The sequence below is a fragment of the Acinetobacter puyangensis genome (assembly GCF_900096995.1).
Lineage (GTDB): Bacteria > Pseudomonadota > Gammaproteobacteria > Pseudomonadales > Moraxellaceae > Acinetobacter > Acinetobacter puyangensis.
Map to the genome: position 1 here is coordinate 235,598 of NZ_OANT01000005.1, position 25,883 is coordinate 261,480.

Here is a 25,883-nt window from a genome sequence, read left to right on the forward strand (position 1 = left end):
ATAAAATTAGAAATTAAATATTTCGGCTATTTACGATGTAGATAAATAGACAGAAGCAAAAGGATTAAAACAACCAAAGGAGCAATAGCATGTGTATATTCACCATGATAAATCACAGTCAAAGCAGCAGACAGCATAATGCAACTGGCCAAAATACTGCCGACAAATCGAGTTGCAACGATTGCAATCAAAATTGCCGAAATTAACTCAAGCGAACCTGTCACCAAATGAAACCAGCTCGGGTAACCCCAGCGTGCATATTCTTCCAGTATTTTCTGTGGGCCCATAAAATTACCAATGGAACCGACAATAAAAAAAGCCACTAAAGCATAAGCCAATAGGTGCTTAATATTTACCTTTGACATTTTTGATGTCCTGTGTGGTTGCAGTCAAAAAGAAATCAACTGCATGATGAATAATGTCTAAATTCTGTTCTACTGAGATCGTTGTACCACCGATCAGCATTTGCATCTGTATTGGCGGTACAACAAGCTGAATAAAGCTTTGCGCCAATAACGACGCCGAAAAGTTTGAACTGAGTGTGCCCAGTGCTTGCTGCTGTTCAATCCAATGCTCAAGTATCAATTTTGCATTGTCTTGCCCCGCTGCCCAAATAGCCTGTGACAAATGCGGAAAACGTTTTCCTTCAGCAATCATTAAGCGATGTAATTCAAGGGTTCTGGGCTGTTGAATAATATGGAGGATTTCTTCAGCAAAATTTTGCAGCGTCTGTTTCACACATTGATTGGATAACACGAGCGCTTCAAGTGGCGCAGCCAATGTTTTACATTCTTCGGAAATAACCGCAACAAACAATCCTTCTTTGCCGCCAAATCGCTCATAAATATTTCGTCTTGAACCACCTACACGATTGATCAGCATATCCATTGAGGTGGCATCATAGCCATGCTCAAGGAAAAGTTCTGTTGCCGAATGGGTCAGATTCTTTAAACGCTCAACCCCTTTGGAGCGTAGCGCTTTTTCCGTTGAAATATGAGCATTCATCGCATCAGTCATGATCGTATTCTAAAATTGATATGGTACTGTACCATACCATAATTTATTTTTAGATAAGATTCAACTTTTCAAAAGATATAATTTTCATCCATGCATAGTGCGACATAAAAATAAACAGGACCTAAAGCTTAGCCTTAGATCCTGTTTGTCTACACCATCTTTGATATAAGGCTAACAAGCCGTACAACACAATATCAAAACCGTGCTCAATGGCCTTTTATCAGGATATTTAACAACAGAAATATGTTAAACATCATAAAAAATCAGCCATTAAATCACAAAAAAACCATGGGTATTATCTGCCTTGAGTTGATCGACCAGTTGATATTCCCATTCAAGATAAGCATTCATCGCCTGTTCGGAATTATCTGTACCTTCATACGGACGTTTATAGCGATCAATCTGTTGCGATAACAACACATGATTTTCTGTATCTACGGCATTGCCCTGCGCTTTCCACGCGGCATTACCACCTTGCAACACAAACACCGGTTGTTGTGTCCATTTCTCAATCTGGCTCACAGCATATTGTGCCAATAAGCTAGTACCACAGGTCACAACAATGGGTTGATCGGTGGCAATTTTACCATTTTGAAAAAGCGCATCAATGTCTTTACGCAATGCCCATTTTGCCGTTGGAATATGCCCTTTTTTATAATTGCCACTGGTGGTGAAATCCAGAATTGTTACGGCCTGCTGTTGTGCGATCCATTCAGCTAGTTCGCTAACCAAAATAGCATGTTGAATATGATTGGACGGAACTTTGGCCTGCCACGCACCCTGCTCAGTCAGGATTGTTGCATAATCATCTTCCAGTACATAGACCTCCCAATTCATCTGTGCCAGCCATGACCCTGTCATATATGCCCGTACGAATGCATCATCGAGTAACACGATTCTGGCACCACGCACACTGGCATAATGATCAGTTTCCTGTACCAGTTGCCCGCCGGCAATCCAGCGACTGTCTGGTAAATGTGCTGCAATATATTCCTCTTCGGAACGCACATCAAAAACGTAAGTGGTACGCTCGGTTTCAGCACGCAATTGTGTCAACTGTGCCAGATCAATGCTTTTTACACCGGCACGTTGTGCCAAATCTTTTGCATTATCTAAAATACTTTGCCGGTCGTTTTGTCCACTAAAATCTTTATATTGTGCTACTTGCTGAGTTGCCAATGTCTGCCCTGCAAGCGTCCAGCCAATGGTACCATTTCGCAAAGCATAGATCTGATGTGGAATCTTGGCATTAATTAAAGACTGGGTACCAATCAGACTACGCGTCCGTCCGGCGCAATTGACAATAATTTTAGTTTGTGAATCTTTAACAATATCCTGTGCACGCAACACCAGTTCTGCACCAGGAACACTTACGCCCTGTGGAATACTCATGGTTTGGTATTCGTCATAACGGCGGGCATCCAGAATCACAATATTGTCATTCTGATCAATGAGCTGTTTGACGTCCTGAGCACTCAAGGATGGCGTATGTTTAAAATGTTCAACCCATTCTCCAAATGCTTTACTGGCAGAATTAACATCAATAAATAATTCTCCACCAGCTGCCCGCCAAGCGTTTAAATCACCTTCCAGTAAGGACAATTGCTGATAACCTAACTGTTGTAATTTTTCGATAGCCTGACGTGCCAAACCCTCGCCATTGTCATAAATCACAATATCCGTATCCAGCCGAGGAATACGATTTAAGACTTCAATTTCCAGCCGTGAAAAAGAAATATTGACCGCAAATAATGGATGTCCCTGAGCATAGAGATCTTCTTCACGTACATCAACAATGGCGATTTCCTGACCATCAATCAGCTTTTGACGAATATCCTGATAATTTTGAGTAGCAACTGTCATGATTTAAATTCCTGATTTGAATAGCCTGAAATAAACGGTTTAGCCCGACCTTCAGCATCAAAACTAAAGCGTTTGACTTGACCAATATCGGCACCATAAATATGAATACTGATCGAAACCCGATCCTGAAATGCATTACTGACCTGATGAATATCACCCTGTTCCGGGGTAAAAAAATCAATATCGGTTTCATGTAAAACATCCGCTGGGTCAACCGGGATTAAGCGATCGTGTTCACGTTGATAACGCTGTGAAATTTCCGCACCCTGTAACACCCCCACCGCACCCCAAACTTCATGATTATGAATCGGGGTGGTTTGATTGGGTCCCCAGACAAAACTCACAATAGAAAATCGTGACTGCGAATCGAGGTACAATAAATATTGCTGATAATGCTGCGGATGTTCCCGCCGGAATTGTTGCGGCAACCAGTCTTTTTGGCTTAATAAAGTCTTGAATTCGGGAATAAAGGACCTAATTAACTGTTCTCCCTGAATTCCCTGTGCCAAACCTTGTTCAATTTTTGCAGTTAACGGATGCAAATGTTGGATTAAATCTGTCATCGGATTTACTTGGTCACCTTAAAGCCTTGATCAAATGAATTGCTGACATCAAAATGTTTATTGATCAATTGGTACTTGGTATAAAAATCTGCGGTTTCCTGCGAGGTTTTAATCACATCGGCATCAATTGGATCCCAACTTGAATTTCTGCGTTTAAAAGCAAGAATTCCGACGTCTTCGGGTAAACCGACAATTTTGGCATATTCCTTACCAAATTCTTCTGCATGTTCATTGGTCCAGATTTGTGATGCTTTTAAACGATAAATAAAATCCTGAATCGCAACCCGTTTTTGCTGGTCATCTAGTGCTTTTTGTGTTCCGGCCAGAAAGATATAACCGGAATATAAACCACGACCATTGGCAACAATGCGGTAATGATCTTTTAACTCGGCATATGCTGTATAGGGATCCCAAACTACCCAAGCATCAACAGAACCATTCTCAACTGCAAGTTTTCCATCGGCGGGCGGCAAGAATTTAAAGGTCACATCTTCAGGCTTTAATCCTTGCTGTTCTAAAACTTTTAAAGTTAAAAGATGACTGATTGAACCTTTATTCATGGTCAGGCTTTTGCCTTTTAAATCCTTTGCAGATTTAATCGGACTATTTTCTGGAACCAAAATAGCTGTTGGGTAAGGGTCTGTTTTATAGACTGCAATTGCTTTGGCAGTTCCACCATTGGCATTGGCAAATAAAAATGGTGCATCGCCCAGATAACCAATATCAATACCTTCTACCTTTAAAGCCTCAGCGACAGGTGCTGCGGCCGGAAACTCATACCAGTTAATTTTATAATCGACGCCTTTTAGCGCCCCTGATGCCTCAAGTTGCGCACGCATGTTACCTTTTTGGTCACCAATTTTTAGTACGACTTCAGATTTTGCTGGAGATGCCTGTGAGGAATCTGCATTTTTTGCAGCCTCTTGCTTATTACAACCCAATAAAGTCAATGTACTGAGTAGCGCAGTAAATAATGCCAATTTCTTTTTTGTCATGTTCATCTATCCTCAATTAGGCAATTTTCTGTTGTGCCTGATCAACAGCAGCAGTTTTTTCACGAATTAAAGGAATCAGCTCCCTGCCATAATCTTTTGCATCTTCAAGTGGATCAAAACCACGAATCAGCACATTTTCAATACCCAACTTATAATAATCGGCAATGGATTCAGCCACTTGCTCAGGCGTTCCCACCAATGCAGTTGAGTTATAGTTTCCTTTTACCAGTGATACGATACCAGTCCATAAATTACGATCCAGTACCTCGCCATGTTGTGCAGCTTCAAGTAAGCGTTGGCCGCCAACACCGGGATGTTTAAAGTGAATCCCCTGTGTGCCTTTTTGCTCAAGCTGCTGTTTGGTTTTTTGGTAAATATCCTGTGCTTTTTCCCAAGCCTGTTTTTCGCTATCGGCAATAATCGGACGGAAGGAAATGTTATATTGCAATTGACGCTGTTGTTCGGCCAATAAAGGGGCCAGTTTTTCAATATGCTCTTTAGCGCCAGCAAGAGGTTCACCCCATATCGCATAAACATCGGCATGTTTTGCGGCAATTTTTAATGCTTCTTCAGAAGAACCACCAAAATAAATGGGTAAATGCTGTTGCAGTGGTTTAATTTCGGAATATGCATCAATGACTTGATAATATTCACCCTGATAATTAAAAGGCGCTTGGGTATACCAGGTATTTCGTACAATATCCAGAAATTCATCAGTTCGTGCATAACGCTGCTGTTTATTTAAAAAATCACCATCTTTTTGCTGATCTGTATCGCTAGCACCAGAAATAATGTGTACAGCCAAACGGCCATCAGTTAAATGATCTAATGTCGCCAATTTACGTGCTGCTACTGTTGGAGATACAAATCCGGGACGATGAGCTAACAGGAATTTAATTTTTTGGGTATGTGCAGCGGCATGTGCCGTAATTAAAAAGCCATCTGGTTGATCAGACCAATAGCCCACCAGAATACGATCGAAGCCCGCTGCTTCATGCGCCTGTGCAAATTTTGCAATATAATCTTTATCAAATGTTGCGGTTGCAGGAATAATTTCCGACACTTCACGGTGTCCAATCATCCCTAAAATTTGAATTGCCATGGTTTTAACCTATTGGAATTTAACTTGTGTATAGGATAAAACGACATGCTTTATATTAAAAATAAATATTAAATATAACTTAATATTAAAAATAGGAATACTAAACCAATCCTAATATTCCTCTGAGTTGTTGTGAAATATCTTCTAATATTTGATGACATGCAGCATCACCGTCTTGTTGCACCCTACCGTACAGCAAACTATCAAATGGGAAGCCTTCCATCTCTAATGCGATCAATTGATGTGCATACTCGCTATATTCAAGTAATTGCCTAGGTATCAAACCAATCCCATGTCCTTGTGCAATCAGTTCCATGTGACTCTTGGAGCCTGTAATTTCGACTTTGATATTTGGTATCAGTTGATGCTCAGCAAGAATTTTGCCAAGGTAAGCTCGATAACCACAGCCTTCGTGATTTAAAATCCAGCCTAAACGTTGACAATCATTTAAAGTCTGCAATACAGTCTTCTTTAATTTTTGTGTCACCACAGGCACAATATTTAATTTCGCAATACTTTTTAGATGCTGATCTTGCTTAATGCTGGCAACATCAGTCGTGGTTAAAATCGCTATATCCAGTTTATTTTGCTGAAAAAACTCAAATAAATCTGTACTCCATCCAGTCGAGATTTCAAATTTTAACTGTGGATAATGCTGATTTTTATACGCCATAATTTGATTTAAACTAATATCTGCAATACTGGTTGCAATCCCGATACGAATGACATTCTGCTCCGTTTTAAGTGCCATCAACAGATGATTAAACTGGCGAATCTGTTGATTAATCTGTTGACATTGTTCATATATTGCCACTCCATTTTGCGTCAGCTTTAAAGGACGTGAGGTTCGATCAAACAAAATTAAGCCGACATCTTGTTCCAAATTTTGAATACGTTTGGTGATTGCTGGTTGGGAAATATTTAATTTTTTAGCCGCCAGACTGGTATTTTGCAAATCAACAAAGGTAACAAAGGCTTCTATATCTTCTAGTTTCATAATATGTATTCAACTGCTCTATATCAAAATTTTAATCTGTTTTAATCACAATCACCAGCCATGCTGATGATTTAAAAAATGATATTGATTTAAGGCTGCGTATGGAAAATCTGAGAGCTTTTTGCATCAATATTTTTAGGTAATAAACCTTCCTTAAAGAATGCATCTGCAATTTTCTGCTGATCCAGCAAATCTTCTGCGGTCACAGCTTCAACCTGATAAGAACGGTGTGCATTGGCTTGCTGAACCACATCCAAAGGTAAATTTCCCCAAAGTGGTGCCAGAATTTTTGCTGCCTCCTCAGGAGAATTTTTTACCCAATCTGCTTTGGCTTTTAATGCGGCAATAATTTGTTCAATCACTTCAGGATGTTGCTCGGTAAAACTGCTCGAAGCCAGATAATAACGTTTATAGCTTGCCAGACCTTCACCTGTGGTTAAAATTTTGGCATGTTGCTGAATTTGACCACTAGATACATACGGCTCCCAGGTTACCCATGCGGCAACACTACCATGCTCAAATGCAGCACGACCATCTGCCGGTGTCAACCATGATGGCGTAATGTCCTTTAGACTTAATCCGGCTTTATTCAATGCTTCGATTAATAAATAATGACTACCCGCAGCTTTGGTCACCGCAATTTTTTTGCCTTTCAAATCCGCCAGCGTCTTAATCTCTGAATTGGCAGGAATGAGGATCGCCTGAGCAGTAGGCGATGCCGCTTCTTTGGCATAGTAGGTAATCTGTGCATCAGCTGCCTGTGCAAAAACCGGTACAGTATCAGCCACATCGGCAGACACATCAATATTTCCGACATTCAGTGCTTCTAGCAAAGGCAAACCGCTGGTAAATTCATGCCAACTGACTTTATATCCCTGTTTTGCCAATTGCTGATCCAGTTCACCACTTTGCTTAAGCAGGGTTAATAAGGTCGAAGATTTTTGATAACCGATACGCACAACCTGTTGCGAGGTTGCGGGTTTTTCACTTTGTTGTTGAGCACCGGGCTCAGGTGATTTAGTGCAGGCGGCCAAGACAATAATACCCATCAATACACTGAACCATAACAACAATTTTTTAGCCATGATCTATATCCTATGACAATATCAATGAGAGAAATTTAGCCATACCCAAGGCAAGATCGAACCAGATTCAATCTCTATTTAAATTTCATCTCAAAAGGAAGGTGTAGGACAATCACGGTATAACAAAAGATTAAATTAATATAATAAATCTTATATATAAACTAATATCACAAATAGATATATAAACTAGCAGATTCAGTCAAAATAATAGAATTTCAGCCTTCCTTTCTATGTTGCAATGCTTTGACAAATCTTTCTATTGATAAATATTCCCTTTATACTTTAACCAGCCATCAACGTGGCGACCTTGTGGATCATGATGCGTCCAGTGAATCACACCACCTTGATTATTATATTCATATTCACCAAAGAACTGGACAGTATCACCTTTGCTTAGTTTTTCTAGGCGTGGTGATAAATCAATATTGTGTGCCACCAAAACCGTCATGCCATTTTCAAGTTCCAGAATAAAACGTTGATGACGAGAACCCTGTTGATCATCAGCCAAAATTGCCTTGACTACACCCACGCCTTCTACCTGAACATCAATGCGCCGAGCCAGAAAAGCCTGCTGAATTTTGGCATCACCCGCAAGTAATGAGGAAGATTGATTTTGCTCAAACTTTTGCTTGTCATCCGCAACAATCTGATCTTGCAATTGATGATGTGAGCTTTGTTCTGCCGTTGTGGGTGCCGACCCGCTATGATTTTGATCACGACTAAAAATATTGGTACCCAGTACAATGGCCAAGATAATGGCAACAATCACACCCGCATTGATACTTTTTTTCTTTCCAGCCATATCACATCATCTCATCTATGTTAAAAACCTGATTACAGGCCATCAGGTTTTAATTGTAGCAAAATAAACGCCATTAAATGATTTCAGTTTGCTTGGGATCAGTACCAAAAATCGCACGTCGTTTACTTCGCTCAACTTTTGGACATTGGGTAGAGATCTGATATAACAGCTTCATCAATGCAGGTAAATGTGTTCCGACCACAGATTTTCCGGTACTTAGCAAAGCTACACTTATATCACGTTGTGGATCGGCCCAACAAATATTATTGGAAAATCCAAGATGTCCAAAAGCCTGACCAGTCATTGGGCCATATAAACCTACCGGATTATTCCCAAGCATCGGTCCGAGTGCATAACGCATCGGTATCAACAGGGAGTGATCAAGTTTGATGCCGGAGGTTGGCAAGGTTGCCCGAAATACAGTTTCTGGTGTCATGATTCTATGTCCCTGATATTCGCCGCCATTTAACAGCATCTCAAAAAAGCGGCAAATTTCCTCTGCACTGGTATATATATTTGCCGCAGGACTGATACTGTCCATAAATCTTGGATCATTGGTCACTTGCACGGCTGTTTTTAAATCTGCCCCTAGAACATGACTCAGATATTGGTCTGTACCGAATCTGGAATAAAAGCCTGTAACATAGTTCAGCGCGACTTCATCTCGAAACTCAGGTGCAACCCCATAATTAAAACAGCGCATCCCCATCGGACTGGCAATTTTTTCCTGTAAATAATCCTTCAAGTTTTTTTGCGTCACACGCTCGATAATCTCACCGAGAATATAGCCAGCAGTCAGTGCATGATAGGCCAGTTTCGATCCCGAAGCCGACATCGGTTTTGCAGCATAGAGCCGCTTTAAAATTTCTTCCTGATCAAATAAAATCTCGGGTTCTACTTTGCCTTCCAGCCGTGGAATACCACCTCGATGGGACAATAAATGAAAAATCGTAGTATAGCGTTTACCACGTTGTGCATATTCGGAAATGTAATAACTGATCGGATCCAGCAGATTTATCTCCCCTGCCTCATCCAGTATATGGACCAGCATGGCCGTAATCAGTTTAGATGCCGAAAATAAACAAATTGGTGTGGTGGTTTTTGCAGCAATTTGTTGCGTGGTGATACCTTGTTTTAAAGACGCATCAGCAAAGTTACCGCGAGCATAACCAATACTGCGATTAATCAGAATTTTGCCTTGCCGCCGTAAACAAAACGAAATTTGCGGATGGTTACCAGTACGGTATAAATCCTCTACTGCCGTTATGATACGTTGTAATTGTTGCTCACTCATTCCGCCAGCTTCAGCCGGATGTTCTTGTCGAGCATCGGTAATCGACTGTAAATCTTTGGGGATATGCAGCGTATTACTTGAAAAAATTTTCATCCTCTGTCCTTATTATTTTAATACCTGTTTTTTGTCTTTAAAATTGAATCCTTCAATCTTGACAATTTATATTGTCTAATAGTTATCAGCAAAAATAAAGAACTTTACAATAATTTTTAAAAAAGCAAACAATATAACCGTCGAATAAATCGGCAAGGTGCTACTTTAATATTATAAAAATATGTTATACATAGCGATGAAGATTAACTATTAATTTGAATAAGTCATGAGCAACGCCAATAACCTTGAACAATTGCAACACTATACCACCATCGTGGTCGATAGCAGTGATCTCGATGCGGTACAAAAGTTTCGTCCGATTGATGCCACCACCAACCCCTCGCTAATTACAGCAGCTGCCAATCAGGCACAAAATCGCAGCCTGATTGAAGATGCATTTGAACTAGCACGTGCAGAAAACTATGAAGGTGATGCACTGATTGAACGTAGCATTGATATTTTAACCGTCAAGTTTGGTGTGGAAATCTTGAAATATATCGATGGACGAGTGTCTACCGAAGTCGATGCCAGCCTGTCTTATGATACTGAAGCTACGGTACAAAAAGCATATGACCTAATAAATCTATATCAGCGTTTTGGTATTGATACCAATCGCGTGTTGATTAAAATCGCTTCAACCTGGGAAGGGATTCAGGCTGCAAGACAACTGGAAAGCGAAGGCATTCACTGTAACTTAACCTTATTGTTTGGCTTAGCACAAGCACAAGCCTGTGCTGATGCCCGCGTTACGCTGATCTCGCCTTTTGTCGGTCGTATTCTGGACTGGTACAAAAAAGCGGAGAATAAAGACAGCTATCCAATCGAACAGGATCCGGGTGTACTGTCGGTTAAGAAAATTTTCCAGTATTACAAGCAAAATGAGATTAAAACCCAGGTCATGGGTGCCAGTTTCCGTAGTACAGCGCAAGTACTGGCACTGACTGGTTGTGATTTACTGACCATTGCACCTGCCTTATTAGAGCAATTGTCTGCACAATTTGATCAGGTTGAGCCGCAACTTTCTGTCGCACAAGCATTGGACGCTGAGAAAATTACCCTTGCGCCGTTAAATGAAGCCTCATTTAAAGCGCAACTGGAAAATGATCTGATGGCGTTCCAATTATTGCAAAGTGGTATTGATGGCTTTATTAAAGCCCGGGAACAACTGGCGACCCTGTTGCGTAGCAGCTTTGGTATTGCCAATATTGATGACTGATTAAACAGTTAGAATCAAACAAGCGTTTATGTGATGTACATAAACGCTTGTTCTGATTGATTAATTTACTTTTTTCACCACAATCGAACCAATCGAATAGCCTGCCCCAAAGGAACACAGCACTGCATATTCACCTTGTTCAACATCATGCCAAGTTTGATCCATGGCAATAATCACGCCGGCAGATGAAGTATTGGCATAATTCTCCAATACATTCGGTGCAAGTTCAGGTGCAGCATCCTTACCTAGCAACAGTTTTAAAATCAGCGCATTCATATTGGCATTGGCTTGATGCAACCAAAAGCGTTTGGGCACATGCACATCAATATTCAATTTTTGTAATTGATTTTTAATGGTTTGTGCAGCCATCGGGCAGACTTCTTTAAATACTTTACGGCCATCCTGTCTAAAAATACGATCATTACGTACCGCATTTTCACTGGCATTTAAAAAACCAAAATTATTACGGATATTATTAGAAAATTGAGTTTCCAGATAACAATCTACAATTTCAAAACCTGCCTTTTCTGTTGTCTCTTCAATGATAGAAGCCGTTGCCACATCACCAAAAATAAAATGGCTGTCCCGTGAAGTATAATCGATCTGCCCTGACATGATTTCTACATTAACCAATAACACTCGTCTGACACCGGAATTAATCGCATCATAGGCTTGTTTCAAGCCGAAAGTGGCAGCAGAACAAGCCACATTCATATCAAAAGCATAGCCTTTAATGCCGAGTGCATGTTGAATTTCAATGGCAACCGCTGGATAGGCGCGCTGAATACATAAGCTGGATAAAATCACCACATCAATATCATCGGCCGTAACATTTGCTTTTTGCATGGCAATTTTTGCAGCTTCTACGCCCATTTCTGCCTGTAGTGAAATTTCATCATTCTCACGTTCACGCAAGTTTGGCATCATGCGATCAATATCCAGAATACCTGTTTTTTCTACCACGTAACGGGATTTAATACCTGATGCTTTTTCGATAAATTCTGCTGTCGATGGACGCAATTCTTCCAGCTCACCGGCGGCAATGGCAGCCTCATGCTGCTGATTATAGCGTTCCACATATGCATTAAGACTCGCCACCAGTTCTTCATTACTGATGCTATCAGTTGGGGCATATACGCCTGTACCTGTAATGCGAATAGTCATGCAAAATTCCTTGTGTTATAGACCGAAACATTTTGCCACATTTACGGCATAGGGTTGATGACCTAAAGTATCTGTTATCGTACAAGTTTGGCCTATTGTTTTTATCTTTAAAAACATGTGTTGAACTCACCATTTTTATGCCAAATTCGCTAAAATCAGGCAATTAGGCTGCAAAATTCTGAGAATTAGTACTTTTCTTAAACTAAATTACTTGCATGATACTTTTTTAAATGCTTTAAAATACGACGAAAATATTGGCGATAGTATTCATTGGATAAAAATAATAAAGCGAAAATTTCATAATTTTCGCTTTATCTCAATTTACAAAATTAAGCCGCAGCGACTTTTTTCAGGATAATTGAGCCGAGAGAATAACCTGCACCAAACGAACACAGGACACCATATTCACCCTCATCAAGCTCATGTCCTGTTTTATCCAGCACAATCATTACACCTGCCGAGGAAGTATTGGCGTATTCATCCAGTACAATCGGTGCTCGTTCGGCTTCAATATCCTTGCCCAGAATAAGTTTAAGAATCAGCGCATTCATATTGGCATTGGCCTGATGTAGCCAAAAACGTTTTGGCGCATGAATATCAATATTTAAACGACTTAATTGTTCCTTAATGGTTTTTGCTACCAAGGGTGAAACTTCCTTAAAAACTTTGCGACCATCCTGTTTAAACAACAGTCCATGCGTCGCATTTTCACTGGCATTTAAAAAGCCAAAATTATTGCGAATACTATTAGAGAACTGGGTAATTAGCTGGCAATCGACAATTTCAAAGCCTGCTTTTGCTGTTGTATCTTCAATGATCGAAGCCGTTGCCACATCACCAAAGATAAAGTGGCTATCACGTGTACCAAAATCATTATGCGCCGAAGTGATTTCAGAATTGACCAAAAGCACACGGCGCGCACCACATTTAATCGCATCGTGTGCCTGCTTTAAACCAAAGGTAGCTGCCGAACAAGCAACGTTCATGTCATAGGCATAGCCTTTAATGCCAAGTGCAGTTTGAATTTCAATGGCGACCGCCGGATAGGCACGCTGCATATTCGAGCAGGATAAAATCACCACATCAATATCTTCAGCCGTCACGCCTGCATTTTGCATGGCAATTTTTGCCGCAGCGACACCCATTTCCGCCTGTAAGGAAATTTCATCATTCTCACGTTCAGGCAAATTCGGACGCAGGCGATTAATATCTAAAATACCAGATTTTTCCACCACATGACGTGATTTAATCCCGGAAGCTTTTTCGATAAATTCTGCTGTCGACCCGCGTAAAGCTTCAATTTCACCGCGTTCAATTGCTTCGGCATGATCTTGATTGTAGCGTTCTACATAAGCATTCAAGCTGGCAACCAATTCCTCATTCGAGATTGTTTCTGGCGGGGTATAAACGCCTGTCCCTGTAATACGAATGCTCATGTACAACTCCTTCTCACTCAGTTTAACGGACATCCAACTGCGCCCAGGCTTTTTGCAATCGTGCAGGTGAAATTGCAAATCGGGTTTTCATTGGTTGTGCAAATAAAGAAATACGTAACTCTTCCACCATGGGATAAATTTGATGCGTTTTTGTTCTTGGAGAATTAAATAATTTATCCATCCATGGATCAACCACATCAATTGCGTCCTGATCACGTTTCAGATTATTCGGCAAACGTTCCAGTCGCACCTGTAACGCTTTTAAATAACGTGGATATTCTAACCAGATTTCGCTTGGCACCTGATAAGCAAATTCACTTAACCGCATTAAGTCTAACTGATCTTCAATATCATTGATACTTCGTTCAAATACATCAAGATCGATGCCTAACAATAATTGACGGATATTTTGCCATAATTTAAAAATATCTGTAATTACAGTCAACACCTGTTGCCCAACACTTAAAAAGCGTTGCTTGGCATCCAATAATATTTGTTCAAACTGATCTTTGCTGGTGGGTATGGTTTGCAGGGTGACTTGCAAGGTGGCATAAATCAGAATCTTTTCCAGTTGTTGCTTTTCCCCTAAAGGTGAAAATGCCAGTGCCAGCGGTTTTGAAATCTGCTTTTTCAATTGACGGATTAAATCTCCCAGTTGCAAATATACCAGTTGAATCATACCTTCACGTTGCTGAAGCATTGCCTGTTCCAGATCATGAAAACGCTGAATTACCACACCACTTTTTGTATTGGCGTCCAGATCAACAAAAGCAGTGACAGGACTGAGTGCCTGATAATTTTGCACCACCACGCCAGACACTTTTTGTGATGACTCAAATACAAAATCGGCAGGAAATTCTGTGAACTCACCTTTCAACTGCTTAACTGGTCGCTGAGTCTGTACCCGGCAACGGGCCTGTAATTCCTCTAAATTCCGCCCCTGATCAATCAGATGATGACGCTCATCGACAACTTTAATCAGCGGCAATAAATAGGCAGGAACATGCTCGAAACTAAAATCTCTGGCCTGAATGCCCTCACCGCGTAACATAAATGCAAGTACATCAACAATATGTTTTTGCTGATCCTGTTCATTAAGTTGCTGCTCAATCTTTCTGGCAGTATCAGGAATCGGTACCACTAGACGACGTTTTTCTTTGGACAGATTCTTTAGTAGCGCTTCGATTAAATCCAATCGCCAGCCTGCAATGCCCCACGACCATTGCTTTGCATCAATCTGTGATAATGCTTGTACTGGCACAGTGACCACCGCACCGTCGTCGTCATGACTCGGATCAAAATGATATTTGACCGCCAGTTTAAGCTGACCATTTTTTAAATAGTCCGGAAACTGCGCCGTGTTTGGGCGATCGCTCAGCCATAAATCCTGTTCATTAAAATATAAAAACCGTGGATTGCCAGGTTCAATGGTTGCCCGCCAGTCTTCTAAACTACGACGTGATGCAATCTCTTTGGGAATGCGCTCGGCATAGAATTGATACAGGGTTTCTTCATCGACAATCAAATCGCGACGACGTAGTTTATCTTCGACCCGTTCAATTTCTTTGAGTTTAAGCAGATTATGCTGTAAAAAAGGTGGCGTAATCCCTAGATTTCCCGTCACCAATGCATCACGCAAAAAAATCTCGTGGGCTGCATCCCGATCCACTTTTTCAAAATTGACCAGTTGTTTGGGCTGAATAATTAAACCAAACAGGGAAATTTGCGCATAGGCATTGACGATTCCGGCTTTTTTCGACCAATGTGGCTCAAAATAATGGTATTTCAATAAATCCCGTGCTGCCAGCAAAATCCATTCCGGTTCAATCTTCGCCAGTGTACGCAAATACACTTGCGAAGTTTCCACCATTTCAAAGGCCATTACCCAAGGCGTATTGGTCTTATGCAAAGTACTGGCAGGAAATACCTTGGCTTTTTGCTGACGCACGGCCTGAAAAACATTACGTTCATCGGTTTTTTGCGCCACAAAAGACAATAAACCGGTTAATAAGGCACGATGTAAATTCTCATAACTGGCAGATTTTTCATTTAAACTCATGCCCAGTTGTTGTGTCATTTCCAACAATTGCTGATAGGTTTGTCGCCATTCGCGCAAACGCAACCAGCTTAAAAAATGCTGTCGGGCAAATTGGCGACGCTGATTTTCACTCATTTGCTGTTCATGCTTGAGTGACATCATGGTTTGCCATAACTTCACATAAAACAGAAAATCGGAATCTGCTTCTTTAAACAATGCGTGTTTCTGATCTGCCTGCATTTGCTTGTCTGCCGGACGTTCCCGTGGATCTTGCACAGCCAAAGCACTGACGATAATCAAGGTTTCCTGTAATACGCCAAAATGCGCACCGCCCACCAGCATACGCGACAATCTCGGATCAATCGGCATTTTTGCCATCATTTGTCCGATTTTGGTTAAGGCATCTCCCCTATTTTCTTTTTTGGCAGGAGATGACGCTTCTTTTTCATTGGAAGAATCCGAATGATTTAAACCCAAAGCCCCGAGTTCAATCAATAGCTTGTGGCCATCATTAACCAGTCGGTGATCCGGTGGTTCAATAAAATCAAAATTTTCCAGACTACCCAAGCCCAGACTTTGCATCTGCAAAATGACTGATGCCAGATTGGTACGCTTGATTTCAGGTTCGGTAAATTCCGGGCGACTTAAAAAATCTTCTTCACTATACAAGCGAATACATACACCTGCCGCAATACGCCCACAACGACCTTTACGCTGATTGGCAGCAGCCTGTGAAATCGCCTCGATAGGTAATCGCTGAACCCGTGATCGATAGCTATAACGGGAAATACGGGCAAAACCACTGTCAATCACATAGCGAATATTGGGGACAGTTAAAGCCGTTTCCGCCACGTTGGTGGCAATAATAATACGCCGTCCCTTACCACCGGGATTAAAGATTTTTTGTTGCTCGGATAAAGCTAAACGGGCATAGAGCGGTAAAATCTCTGTATGGCGTGGACCATATTTTTGCAGGGTTTCCTGCAATTCCCGAATTTCTTGTTCGGTGCTGGCAAAGATCAGAATATCGGCATATTCAGGATGCCCCTTCGCTTCGGCATCGGCAAAACATTCTTCAACTGCCTGTACCACCGCACGCGGTAAGTTTTCCTCAAAATCATCAAAGGCATCATCATCACTACCGCCAACGGTCATTTCCGAAATTGGGCGATAACGCAATTCAACCGGAAAGCTACGCCCTTCAACTTCAAAAATTGGGGCATCATGAAAATATTGACTAAAGCGATTGACATCCAGTGTTGCCGAAGTCACGATTACTTTCAAATCTGGACGCTTGGGCAAAATATTCTTGATATAGCCCAGAATAAAATCAATATTCAGTGAACGCTCATGTGCTTCATCAATAATAATGGTGTCATATTTAGTGAGAAAGCGGTCATGTCCCAACTCTGCCAGCAAAATTCCATCTGTCATTAAACGGACGATCGAATCCTGATTGCCCTGTTCATTAAAACGTACTTTAAAACTGATGCTTTTACCCAGTGGTTCGCCTAGTTCCTCTGCGATCCGTTGTGACACACTGCGCGCTGCAAGTCGACGCGGCTGAGTATGCCCAATTAAACCAGTCAACCCACGTCCAGCCAGCATGGCAATCTGGGGTAACTGTGTAGTTTTCCCTGAACCGGTTTCCCCCGCAACAATAATCACCTGATGCTTTTGAATGGCTGCGGCCAGTTTGTCCGCATATTGAGTAACGGGTAAGTCTTGATTTAATTTGATCTGTGGTAAATGTTGCAGACGTGCGGCAACATGTCGTTTAGACTGAGCCAACAACTGCTGATATTTATGCTCATCCTGCTGTTTGCCTTTTTTTAACCGATACAAGCGATGACGATCTTTGGCCATAACTAAATCTTGTATATCGAAATCGGCTGTTGTCAAACTGTCTTCCCACTCAAAATAAATAAAGCAGAGTATTCTACTCCTTTTCCAGCATATTCTAAAATATTTTCTTTTATCGCCATCAAGTTACACATTGTCACAGAAATATTTTTGGCATCGCCTTGAATTTTTTCTTTTCACCTTAATGTACTGTTACACTCCTTGATATACAAATTTAAGTGGTTTTGATCATTAAATTGTCATGTGATGAGGATAGTGTGTAATGAAATATCACGATCCTTTGATATGATCGATGTTGATCAACTTTTCCGATTATTTGTATATAAAAATACTGTTTTACCAATTAAAGAATTTACACTATTCTTAATTTCGAAAGTTAAACATTCATTCACTCATTAATGGAGATACGAAATGAGCTTAATTAATACCGAAGTAAAACCATTTAAAGCACAAGCCTACCACAATGGCCAATTTGTTGAAGTAACAGAAGCTGATCTGAAAGGCAAATGGTCTGTTGTATTTTTCTATCCAGCTGACTTTACATTCGTTTGTCCAACTGAGCTTGAAGACTTGGCTGACAACTACGAAGAATTCAAAAAATTAGGTGTTGAAATTTACGGTGTATCTACAGATACTCACTTCACACACAAAGCTTGGCATGACACTTCTGATGCCATCAAAAAAGTTCAATATCCTTTAGTCGGCGATCCAACTTGGACTTTATCTAAAAACTTTGACGTATTAATCGAAGCTGATGGTCTTGCAGATCGTGGTACTTTCGTGATTGATCCAGAAGGTAAAATCCAAATCGTTGAAATCAATGCTGGTGGTATCGGCCGTGATGCATTAGAACTTCTTCGTAAAGTGAAAGCTGCACAATATGTTGCATCTCACCCAGGTGAAGTTTGCCCAGCAAAATGGAAAGAAGGTGACTCAACACTTGCACCATCTATCGACTTGGTTGGTAAAATCTAAGTTTTAAATTCTTTTAAATAGAATGAAAGGAGCATCCAAGTGGTGCTCTTTTTTATATGCGCCATTTGGTATTTTATTTACTTTGATGCATGGCGCAATTGAATTATCATAACGCAAAAATGATCTAAAGCCGGATTATCATGTTATTGCTTATTATCGCTGCATTGTTTAGTGTCTCAGTTTCAGTTACGCTAAAAATCTATAAAACATATAAACTTAGTATTTTACAAATTCTTGCCTTTAATTATGTTAGCGCCAGTTTACTTGCTTTTATCTATTTAAAACCAGACTTTAGCCATTTTAATTTACACACACCATGGTGGTTAATCGTATTGCTGGGCATATTATTACCCAGTATTTTCTGGTGTCTGGATCGTGCCTTGCAGCATGCAGGTTTAATCAAAACTGAAATCGCACAACGTATTTCCGTGGTATTGACCATACTGATCTCTGCAATGATTTATCAGGAACAATTTAGCGTGTTAAAAATTGCTGGTATTGTGCTGGGAATTCTTGCTGTTGTACTCATGTTAATGGGTAAATCTGGCTCACAAGCAAAGATACAATCCGGGGCATGGCAATATATTCTTGCAGTATGGATAGGTTATGCCATTATTGATTTATTATTTAAATATACTTCAAATCTGGGACTACAATTTGGCAGCACCCTAACCGCAATTTTCTGTTGTGCGGCACTGGTCATGTTTGCAGTGAATTTATTCAAGTCTGTTCAATGGCACAGCGCAAGTATTTTTGCCGGACTAGGACTTGGTGTACTAAATTTTACCAATATTTATTTTTATCTACAGGCGCACCAACAACTTAAAGATAGCCCGGCAATTGTCTTTGCAGGTATGAATATTCTGGTGGTGTTGTTTGGCATCGTTGCAGCAATCCTGATCTTTAAAGAAAAAATGACGACTGGGAAAATCTTGGGTGGTCTTTGTGCAATACTTGCCGTGTATTGTTTGATGCAAAGTATGCTTTAACCGATCTATTGATAGGTGAAAACATACTTTTAAACATTGATCTTTAAGATTTAAAGACTACACCCTTAAACTTATTTGGGGCTGTACTAGATTAGCATTATGTTAATCTATAAAAATGAAGCTAACTAATTGTAAATTAAGTAGGAAACTACAACTCAAGTTGCTTGAATTTTTTGTGCTTGAGGTGACCGCTAGAGCAGCAGCAGATTTATTGGAAATACACCCTAATTCTGCTGCTCTGTTTTATACTAAAATTCGTAAAATTATCTTCCACTATTTAGAGCAAGAAGCTCTTGAAGTGTTTGATGGTGAAATAGAGTTAGATGAAAGTTATTTTGGTGGTATACGAAAGGGAAAGCGTGGACGTGGAGCCTCAGGTAAAGTTATCGTATTTGGTTTACTCAAGCGAAATGGTAAGGTTTATACTGTTATCGTTCCTGACAACCAAGTCCTCCACCTTAATGCCTGTAATTGCAAGGAAAATCACTCCAGATAGTGTGGTTTACACAGACCATTGGCACAGTTATAATGCTTTGGATGTAGCTGGTTTTAGTCACCATAGAATTAATCATTCAAACCAATTTGCCAATGGAAATAATCATATTAATGGCATTGAAAATTTCTGGAATCAGGCGAAAAGAACACTAAGAAAATACAATGGTATTCCTAAGGATTCTTTTCACTTGTTTATTAAGGAATGTGAGTTTAGATTTAATTATGGCAGTCCAAAACAGCAACTAAAAACTTTGCGTCTTTGGACTAAAATTTAACTTTATCTAGTACAGCCCCACTTATTTTTAAAATTTATACCTTAAAACTTATACTTTAAAATCATCACCTAGATAAACTTTACGAACAGTATCATTGGCAAGGATTTCTTCAGGTGTGCCTTCCGCAATCACACTACCTTCCGACACAATATAGGCTTTTTCACAAATCGCCAAAGTTTCCCGTACATTGTGATCGGTGATCAAGACGCCAATACCACGATCTTTTAAAGTACGAATAATATCCTTGATGTCACTGACAGAAATCGGATCGACCCCTGCAAACGGTTCATCAAGCAACATAAACTTAGGATCGGCAGCCAGCGCACGGGCAATCTCGGCACGACGACGTTCCCCACCGGAGACACTCCTACCCAATGAGTCACGAATATGGGTGATTTTGAAATCGGCAAGCAATTCATCCAGACGTTGTAAACGCTGTTGTTTATTTAAATCTTTACGTGTTTCCAGAATCGCCAGAATATTTTCACCAATGGTCAATTTACGGAAAATCGAAGCTTCCTGAGGTAAATAACCGATTCCCTTGCGGGCACGTTCATGCATGGAAAGATGAGACAGATCCAGTTTATCCAGATGAATCGAACCTTTATCCATGCGAACTAAACCTACCACCATATAGAAACTTGTGGTTTTTCCTGCACCATTGGGTCCTAGCAACCCAACGATCTGTCCACTATGAATGGCAAAGGATACGTCTTTTACTACCCAGCGTTTATTGTAGTTCTTGGCAAGATGTTCGATACACAGGGTTTGTACATGTTCTGTCATTAATTTCTTACCCCTGAAAAACTTTGCTGGGACGAAGGTGGAATCACAATCTGGATACGCCCTTTATTGCCACCATTGGCCTCGATATCACCCTTATTCATACTATAAGTCAGGTTTTCACCTTTAAATGTTGCACCGTTTTGTGAGAGAAAGGCATTGCCGGATAAAGTTAAAATACCAGTTTCAGCATTATATTTAATATTGCGGCCTTCACCTCTTGCGATCCCGCCTTTAGTGTCCATTTGTTGCTGAAATTTGGCTGGTGAACCCTGTGCGGTAATCAACTGGATTTTATTACTGGAATTTAAATTGGCCACAATTGAACTGGCCTGTAGCTTTAATGTACCTTGTTGAATCACGACGTTACCAGTATAGGTGGTGACACCAGTTTTTTCATTAAAGGTTGCTTTGTCAGCTTCTAGCGTAATTGGCTGATTACGATCACTAGGAATCGCATAGGCAGCATTTGCCAGAAGTAAAGCACAGCTTCCAACTGTTAAGAAAGATAAGACCCATTTACTTACAGCATTATGGAGAAGATGGTGCATACTGACCTCGAAGTGCAAATAATTCATATTGACCAGTGTTTAAATTGGCTTTTAATCCCTGGCTACTAAAGTGTGCTTGTGGACTGGTCACCTGTACTGGACTATTCGTTTCAATTGTATTGGTTTTTGTAAAACCAAGTAAGCGATCTGTTTTAAAGGTGACACTTGGATTATTTATGCCAGACAGCCGTGACAGCGTGACGTTGCCAAGTAATTCAACATTGGCATAATCATTGGTGGCAATACTTTTATCCGCATGAAAAGTCGCGCTGGGCTGACCTGCTTCATAGAGCATGCCTTGTATTTGCTCAATTTCGGCACGGCCTGTTTGCATCCATTGCGTCATATGCCTAGCACTGGCTTTAGCATATAACTGTCCTTTTTCATCGGTTTGAACGACTTGAATATTTTCCGCAGTGGAATTTAAGTTCTGATTGCCTGCGGTTTCAAGTTTTTTACTTTTACCACTGTAATAGTAGAAGCCGCCGACTACTGTCACAATAACCAGTGCAATCGTATAAAGTAGTCGGGTATCCATCAATAACGTACTCGCAGAATCAATTTTATATTAATGTGGGATAGTGAGGAATTTATCAAGCACTTGATCGTAAGCATTTTTTGCATGCAATAACATATCGCATACTTCGCGTACAGCACCACGACCACCATATGCTTGTGTTACCAGATCTGCACGGCGGCGGACTTCAACATGACCATTGGGTACACTCACTTTCATTCCGGCAATGCTAAAGGCTGATAAATCTGGCCAGTCATCGCCCATGTACAGACAATCTTCGGGCAAAAGTCCAAGTTGCGCACAGGCTTCACGTAATGCCAGTCCCTTATCTTCACGGCCTTGAGACACCATGTCCACGCCCAAATCTGACATACGTTTTTCGACGATCTGACTTTTGCGTCCGGTAATGATAATGACCTTCATACCAATTTGCTGGACCAGTTTCATGCCCAAGCCATCACGAATATCAAAAGATTTGATTTCATCACCATGATTGGTCAAAGTCACAAAACCATCACTTAAAATGCCATCCACATCCAAAACCAAAGCTTGCATATGACGAGCTTTTTCCAATAAAAGATAAGATGACATGTTTATACTCCCGCACTAATTAAGTCATGCATACTGATCACACCAATAACCTTATTTTCATCATTAACCACCACAAACTGATTGATTTTTTTATCACGCAGCGATTGTAAGGCTTCGACTGCCCGCATTCCAGCTTTTATTGTAGAAGGATTTTTGGTCATCACTGCCGAAACAGGCGTATGTACATTAAATTGTTGTTCCTTATCCAGCAGTCGACGTAAATCGCCATCGGTGAAGATACCCAATAAGGTATTTTCATGATCCACCACCGTGGTCATGCCGAGACGCTTATCCGTAATTTCATATAACACTTCATTTAATGGCGTATCAGGAAAAACTTTCGGTAATTCTTCTGCCTGATGCATCAAGTGTTCTACATGCAATAATAGGCGTTTACCCAATGCGCCTGCCGGATGAGAACGGGCAAAATCATCTGCGGTAAAGCCTCTTGCTTCCAGTAAAGCAATCGCCAATGCATCGCCCAGTGCCAATGTTGCCGTGGTACTTGAAGTCGGGGCAAGACCCAGTGGACAGGCTTCCTGCAAATGCCCCAGTGTTAATGCAACATCGGCACTCTTTGGCATTGGCCCGGAATCATCGGCACTCATGGTAATCAGCGGGACACCCAAATGCTTGACCAACGGCATCAGCATCATGATTTCATCACTTTTACCCGAATTAGAAATCGCAATAAGGACATCACCTCGAACCAGCATCCCCAAATCGCCATGCCCTGCTTCACCGGGATGCATAAAGAATGAAGGGGTGCCTGTGGAAGCAAATGTTGCAGCAATTTTTCGTCCGATATGTCCTGATTTTCCCATGCCTGTTACCACAACACGACCCTTGCATTGCAGTATAATTTCACATGCCTGACTAAATCGATCATCAATTTGCGTGGAAAGGATTTTTAGGGCATTTTGTTCGATGAGCAAAGTTTCCAATGCACTTTCAATGAAATTGACAGGTTGCTTTTCGGTTGGCATGGTCAAACTTTTAATCCTTAAATAACGATAAGACTTCTAGATAGCTGGCATCAAACTAAATATCGTGCATTCAATATAAAGCTGTAAAAATGCCAACATACCATCATCATTTTATTTATCAAATTGTAGCATAAGCCCGTATATAAATATGTCCGAACTGTATTTGTATGATAAAAATCATACAAATGGTTGTGTAATTTGATTTATCAGTTATGATTTCCATTTCTTTATATACGCTATCTATTCGCAATGCATTCATTTGTCCTTTACAATTCTGAAAAACGTCAAAAAGTTGAATTCCAGCCTTTAAAAGCAGGCCATATCGATCTATATGTCTGTGGTATGACGGTTTACGATTATTGTCACATAGGTCATGCCCGTGTGATGGTGGCATTTGATTACATTATTCGCTTTCTCCGCAGTCAGGGCTGGCAAGTCAAATATGTGCGGAATATCACCGATATAGATGATAAAATCATCAACCGTGCCAATGAAAACCACGAAACTATTCAACAGCTTACTGATCGTTTTATCACGGCAATGAATGAAGATGCTCATGCACTGGGTTGTCTTGATCCCGATGAAGCACCGCGTGCCACAGACTATATCCCGCAAATGCAACACATGATTGATGAATTGATCCAGCATGGTATTGCCTACCCTGCACCAAATGGTGATGTTTATTATGAAGTGGAAAAATTTAAAGATTATGGTCGCCTATCGGGGCGTCATCTTGAAGATATGCAAGCCGGTGCAAGTGAGCGTGTTGATGTAGAAGTTGAAAAAAAACATCCCTTTGATTTTGTGCTCTGGAAAGCGGCCAAACCTTCTGAACCCTCTTGGCAATCCCCTTGGGGTAAAGGTCGTCCGGGCTGGCATATTGAATGTTCTGCGATGTCTACCTGCTGCCTTGGCAATCATTTTGATATTCATGGTGGTGGTGGAGATCTAATCTTCCCTCACCATGAAAATGAAATTGCACAAAGTGAAGGTGCGACTGGTGAAAAATATGTCAACTACTGGATGCATGTAGGCTTCGTCAATGTTGATGGTGAAAAAATGTCTAAATCACTGGGCAACTTTTTTACCATCCGTGATGTGATGCAAAAGTTTCATTCGGAAGTCATTCGTTTCTTTATCATGGCATCACATTATCGCAGTCCAATTAACTTTTCGGACCATGCCTTAAAAGAAGCAAAGAATGCCCTGACCCGCTTTTATCAAACGGCCAAGGGCGTTCAGAATAGTGATGAAGTCAAACAGATTCTGGTCTCGATCAAAGAAGATGCCATCAAACAGAGCGATGCCTATCAGAATTTTGTTAAGGCCATGTCTGATGATTTTAATACACCCGAAGCCTTATCAACCCTATTTGAATTGAGTCGCGAAGTAAATCGTGCTTTAAAAGCCAATGAGTGGCAAACGGCGGCACAGGCTTATGCAGTACTGCAAAAGCTAAGCAATATTTTGGGGATTGTGCAGCATGATGTGGAAGAATTCCTGAAATCTGATGTTGGACAACAGGCACTTGAACTCTCTGAAGCTGAGATTGAAGCACAGATTCAGGCACGAGCGGATGCTAAAAAAGCCAAAGATTTTGCCCAAGCCGATGCAATCCGTCAGGCATTACTCGATCATGGCGTAGTCTTAGAGGACAGTCGTCAGGGAACCACATGGCGACGTGCTGATTAATTCAACAACTAACACATTGCTGTGTAAAAAAATATTGACGCTTACACAGAGTTAATTATAATACGCAGCACAAAGCGGGAATAGCTCAGTTGGTAGAGCACAACCTTGCCAAGGTTGGGGTCGCGAGTTCGAGTCTCGTTTCCCGCTCCAAATTCTTAAAAGACCTTATCATTTGATAAGGTCTTTTTTTATATGTCTTTTTTATAGATAAAATATACATTTTAATATGGTAATTTCTTGTCAACGTCTAATTGAGCATTGAACATATAACCAGAAAGTGACCAAATAATGTTCATATCATTGATTTAAAGATTGTAGATTGGAACGCTCTTTTTCCTGGGTCGTATATCTTTGTATTAAAGATCCCGTCTAAATTATCCTGCTCGTTAGTATATTGATTTGATACAACAATAGAAAAAGGATCATCATTACTCATACCGAACTAAAAAACCTTGTTCTGTAAAGGGAGAAAGTTCTTTTTCCAATGCATTGACTACACGT

At 40.7% G+C, this 25,883-nt stretch carries 22 protein-coding genes, 1 tRNA gene and 1 pseudogene; 6 read left to right on the plus strand and 18 right to left on the minus strand.

Annotation, left to right across the window (positions count from 1 at the left end; all coding sequences use genetic code 11):
• Positions 1-26 precede the first annotated feature (26 nt).
• The 10 genes from CRO21_RS11365 to CRO21_RS11410 all read right to left on the minus strand — a co-directional run bounded on the left by CRO21_RS11365 (position 27) and on the right by CRO21_RS11410 (position 9,811).
• On the minus strand, positions 27-365 hold the full coding sequence (locus CRO21_RS11365) for a DoxX family protein (RefSeq protein ID WP_097079425.1): 339 nt from the start codon (positions 363-365) through the stop codon (positions 27-29).
• Positions 346-1,017 carry a TetR/AcrR family transcriptional regulator gene (locus CRO21_RS11370; RefSeq protein ID WP_097079426.1) on the minus strand — a complete coding sequence of 224 codons (672 nt, stop codon included), beginning with the start codon at positions 1,015-1,017 and terminating at the stop codon, positions 346-348. The genes CRO21_RS11365 and CRO21_RS11370 overlap by 20 nt, the downstream gene beginning before the upstream one ends.
• A 270-nt stretch (positions 1,018-1,287) precedes the next feature.
• A complete protein-coding gene (locus tag CRO21_RS11375; protein WP_097079427.1) occupies positions 1,288-2,880 on the minus strand; it encodes a rhodanese-like domain-containing protein in 1,593 nt (530 codons plus the stop codon).
• Positions 2,877-3,443 (minus strand): cysteine dioxygenase family protein, encoded by a 567-nt coding sequence (locus CRO21_RS11380; protein ID WP_097079428.1) that lies wholly within the window; start codon positions 3,441-3,443, stop codon positions 2,877-2,879. The genes CRO21_RS11375 and CRO21_RS11380 overlap by 4 nt, the downstream gene beginning before the upstream one ends.
• Positions 3,444-3,448: 5 nt before the next feature.
• Complete coding sequence (locus CRO21_RS11385) at positions 3,449-4,438, minus strand: ABC transporter substrate-binding protein (RefSeq protein WP_097079429.1); 990 nt, start codon at positions 4,436-4,438, stop codon at positions 3,449-3,451.
• Between the two features lie 16 nt (positions 4,439-4,454).
• Positions 4,455-5,540 (minus strand): LLM class flavin-dependent oxidoreductase, encoded by a 1,086-nt coding sequence (locus tag CRO21_RS11390; RefSeq protein ID WP_097079430.1) that lies wholly within the window; start codon positions 5,538-5,540, stop codon positions 4,455-4,457.
• 100 nt (positions 5,541-5,640) lie between these two features.
• Complete coding sequence (locus tag CRO21_RS11395) at positions 5,641-6,537, minus strand: LysR family transcriptional regulator (RefSeq protein WP_097079431.1); 897 nt, start codon at positions 6,535-6,537, stop codon at positions 5,641-5,643.
• Positions 6,538-6,626: 89 nt separating this feature from the next.
• Positions 6,627-7,622, minus strand: coding sequence for an aliphatic sulfonate ABC transporter substrate-binding protein (locus tag CRO21_RS11400; RefSeq protein WP_097079432.1), 996 nt, complete (start codon positions 7,620-7,622; stop codon positions 6,627-6,629).
• A 256-nt stretch (positions 7,623-7,878) separates the two neighbouring features.
• Positions 7,879-8,424, minus strand: a complete 546-nt coding sequence (locus tag CRO21_RS11405) for a DUF3465 domain-containing protein (RefSeq protein ID WP_097079433.1) — start codon at positions 8,422-8,424, stop codon at positions 7,879-7,881.
• Positions 8,425-8,497: 73 nt separating this feature from the next.
• Positions 8,498-9,811, minus strand: a complete 1,314-nt coding sequence (locus tag CRO21_RS11410; RefSeq protein ID WP_097079434.1) for a serine hydrolase domain-containing protein — start codon at positions 9,809-9,811, stop codon at positions 8,498-8,500.
• 226 nt (positions 9,812-10,037) lie between these two features.
• Between CRO21_RS11410 and tal the strand changes: the two genes are divergently transcribed.
• Complete coding sequence (tal, locus tag CRO21_RS11415) at positions 10,038-11,027, plus strand: transaldolase (protein ID WP_097079435.1); 990 nt, start codon at positions 10,038-10,040, stop codon at positions 11,025-11,027.
• 60 nt (positions 11,028-11,087) lie between these two features.
• Here tal and CRO21_RS11420 read toward each other — a convergent pair whose 3' ends face one another.
• The 3 genes from CRO21_RS11420 to hrpA form a co-directional block, all read right to left on the minus strand.
• The gene (locus CRO21_RS11420) at positions 11,088-12,191 is read right to left on the minus strand and encodes a beta-ketoacyl-ACP synthase III (protein WP_097079436.1); all 1,104 of its coding nucleotides are present in this window, start codon (positions 12,189-12,191) and stop codon (positions 11,088-11,090) included.
• Positions 12,192-12,520: 329 nt separating this feature from the next.
• Positions 12,521-13,627, minus strand: a complete 1,107-nt coding sequence (locus tag CRO21_RS11425) for a beta-ketoacyl-ACP synthase III (RefSeq protein ID WP_097079437.1) — start codon at positions 13,625-13,627, stop codon at positions 12,521-12,523.
• A gap of 22 nt (positions 13,628-13,649) precedes the next feature.
• Entirely contained in the window at positions 13,650-17,531 is a 3,882-nt protein-coding gene (gene hrpA / locus CRO21_RS11430; protein ID WP_097079438.1) for an ATP-dependent RNA helicase HrpA, read from the minus strand.
• A 408-nt stretch (positions 17,532-17,939) separates the two neighbouring features.
• On the opposite strand from hrpA, the gene ahpC reads away from it, so the two are divergent.
• The 3 genes and pseudogenes from ahpC (at position 17,940) to CRO21_RS11445 (ending at position 20,262) form a co-directional block, all read left to right on the plus strand.
• Complete coding sequence (gene ahpC, locus CRO21_RS11435) at positions 17,940-18,503, plus strand: alkyl hydroperoxide reductase subunit C (protein ID WP_097079439.1); 564 nt, start codon at positions 17,940-17,942, stop codon at positions 18,501-18,503.
• Between the two features lie 140 nt (positions 18,504-18,643).
• Positions 18,644-19,492, plus strand: a complete 849-nt coding sequence (locus CRO21_RS11440) for a DMT family transporter (RefSeq protein WP_097079440.1) — start codon at positions 18,644-18,646, stop codon at positions 19,490-19,492.
• Positions 19,493-19,607: 115 nt separating this feature from the next.
• Positions 19,608-20,262, plus strand: a pseudogene (locus CRO21_RS11445) (IS1595 family transposase).
• Positions 20,263-20,310: 48 nt separating this feature from the next.
• Here the strand turns inward: CRO21_RS11445 and lptB are convergent.
• From lptB to CRO21_RS11470, 5 genes are read right to left on the minus strand one after another with little or no spacing between them, the layout of a single operon-like run.
• Complete coding sequence (gene lptB / locus CRO21_RS11450) at positions 20,311-21,048, minus strand: LPS export ABC transporter ATP-binding protein (protein WP_097079441.1); 738 nt, start codon at positions 21,046-21,048, stop codon at positions 20,311-20,313.
• On the minus strand, positions 21,048-21,596 hold the full coding sequence (lptA, locus tag CRO21_RS11455) for a lipopolysaccharide transport periplasmic protein LptA (protein ID WP_097079442.1): 549 nt from the start codon (positions 21,594-21,596) through the stop codon (positions 21,048-21,050). Before lptA ends, lptB begins: the two co-directional genes overlap by 1 nt.
• Entirely contained in the window at positions 21,577-22,134 is a 558-nt protein-coding gene (gene lptC / locus CRO21_RS11460; protein ID WP_097079443.1) for an LPS export ABC transporter periplasmic protein LptC, read from the minus strand. Before lptC ends, lptA begins: the two co-directional genes overlap by 20 nt.
• Positions 22,135-22,164: 30 nt before the next feature.
• Positions 22,165-22,704 (minus strand): KdsC family phosphatase, encoded by a 540-nt coding sequence (locus CRO21_RS11465; protein ID WP_097079444.1) that lies wholly within the window; start codon positions 22,702-22,704, stop codon positions 22,165-22,167.
• 2 nt (positions 22,705-22,706) lie between these two features.
• Entirely contained in the window at positions 22,707-23,690 is a 984-nt protein-coding gene (locus CRO21_RS11470; protein WP_097079445.1) for a KpsF/GutQ family sugar-phosphate isomerase, read from the minus strand.
• 249 nt (positions 23,691-23,939) lie between these two features.
• Here CRO21_RS11470 and cysS point away from each other — a divergent pair, with 249 nt between their 5' ends.
• Together cysS and CRO21_RS11480 are read left to right on the plus strand one after the other, a co-directional pair.
• Complete coding sequence (gene cysS / locus CRO21_RS11475; RefSeq protein ID WP_097079446.1) at positions 23,940-25,382, plus strand: cysteine--tRNA ligase; 1,443 nt, start codon at positions 23,940-23,942, stop codon at positions 25,380-25,382.
• Between the two features lie 74 nt (positions 25,383-25,456).
• Positions 25,457-25,532 (plus strand) — tRNA-Gly (locus tag CRO21_RS11480).
• Positions 25,533-25,883: the final 351 nt, after the last annotated feature.

What these genes read in the sequence shown, in the direction of transcription:
- CRO21_RS11365 (WP_097079425.1), bottom strand. Translation starts at nt 365, where the DNA reads ATGTCAAAGGTAAATATTAAGCACCTATTGGCTTATGCTTTAGTGGCT.
- CRO21_RS11370 (WP_097079426.1), bottom strand. Translation starts at nt 1,017, where the DNA reads ATGACTGATGCGATGAATGCTCATATTTCAACGGAAAAAGCGCTACGC.
- CRO21_RS11375 (WP_097079427.1), bottom strand. Translation starts at nt 2,880, where the DNA reads ATGACAGTTGCTACTCAAAATTATCAGGATATTCGTCAAAAGCTGATT.
- CRO21_RS11380 (WP_097079428.1), bottom strand. Translation starts at nt 3,443, where the DNA reads ATGACAGATTTAATCCAACATTTGCATCCGTTAACTGCAAAAATTGAA.
- CRO21_RS11385 (WP_097079429.1), bottom strand. Translation starts at nt 4,438, where the DNA reads ATGACAAAAAAGAAATTGGCATTATTTACTGCGCTACTCAGTACATTG.
- CRO21_RS11390 (WP_097079430.1), bottom strand. Translation starts at nt 5,540, where the DNA reads ATGGCAATTCAAATTTTAGGGATGATTGGACACCGTGAAGTGTCGGAA.
- CRO21_RS11395 (WP_097079431.1), bottom strand. Translation starts at nt 6,537, where the DNA reads ATGAAACTAGAAGATATAGAAGCCTTTGTTACCTTTGTTGATTTGCAA.
- CRO21_RS11400 (WP_097079432.1), bottom strand. Translation starts at nt 7,622, where the DNA reads ATGGCTAAAAAATTGTTGTTATGGTTCAGTGTATTGATGGGTATTATT.
- CRO21_RS11405 (WP_097079433.1), bottom strand. Translation starts at nt 8,424, where the DNA reads ATGGCTGGAAAGAAAAAAAGTATCAATGCGGGTGTGATTGTTGCCATT.
- CRO21_RS11410 (WP_097079434.1), bottom strand. Translation starts at nt 9,811, where the DNA reads ATGAAAATTTTTTCAAGTAATACGCTGCATATCCCCAAAGATTTACAG.
- tal (WP_097079435.1), top strand. Translation starts at nt 10,038, where the DNA reads ATGAGCAACGCCAATAACCTTGAACAATTGCAACACTATACCACCATC.
- CRO21_RS11420 (WP_097079436.1), bottom strand. Translation starts at nt 12,191, where the DNA reads ATGACTATTCGCATTACAGGTACAGGCGTATATGCCCCAACTGATAGC.
- CRO21_RS11425 (WP_097079437.1), bottom strand. Translation starts at nt 13,627, where the DNA reads ATGAGCATTCGTATTACAGGGACAGGCGTTTATACCCCGCCAGAAACA.
- hrpA (WP_097079438.1), bottom strand. Translation starts at nt 17,531, where the DNA reads ATGGCCAAAGATCGTCATCGCTTGTATCGGTTAAAAAAAGGCAAACAG.
- ahpC (WP_097079439.1), top strand. Translation starts at nt 17,940, where the DNA reads ATGAGCTTAATTAATACCGAAGTAAAACCATTTAAAGCACAAGCCTAC.
- CRO21_RS11440 (WP_097079440.1), top strand. Translation starts at nt 18,644, where the DNA reads ATGTTATTGCTTATTATCGCTGCATTGTTTAGTGTCTCAGTTTCAGTT.
- lptB (WP_097079441.1), bottom strand. Translation starts at nt 21,048, where the DNA reads ATGACAGAACATGTACAAACCCTGTGTATCGAACATCTTGCCAAGAAC.
- lptA (WP_097079442.1), bottom strand. Translation starts at nt 21,596, where the DNA reads ATGCACCATCTTCTCCATAATGCTGTAAGTAAATGGGTCTTATCTTTC.
- lptC (WP_097079443.1), bottom strand. Translation starts at nt 22,134, where the DNA reads ATGGATACCCGACTACTTTATACGATTGCACTGGTTATTGTGACAGTA.
- CRO21_RS11465 (WP_097079444.1), bottom strand. Translation starts at nt 22,704, where the DNA reads ATGTCATCTTATCTTTTATTGGAAAAAGCTCGTCATATGCAAGCTTTG.
- CRO21_RS11470 (WP_097079445.1), bottom strand. Translation starts at nt 23,690, where the DNA reads ATGCCAACCGAAAAGCAACCTGTCAATTTCATTGAAAGTGCATTGGAA.
- cysS (WP_097079446.1), top strand. Translation starts at nt 23,940, where the DNA reads ATGCATTCATTTGTCCTTTACAATTCTGAAAAACGTCAAAAAGTTGAA.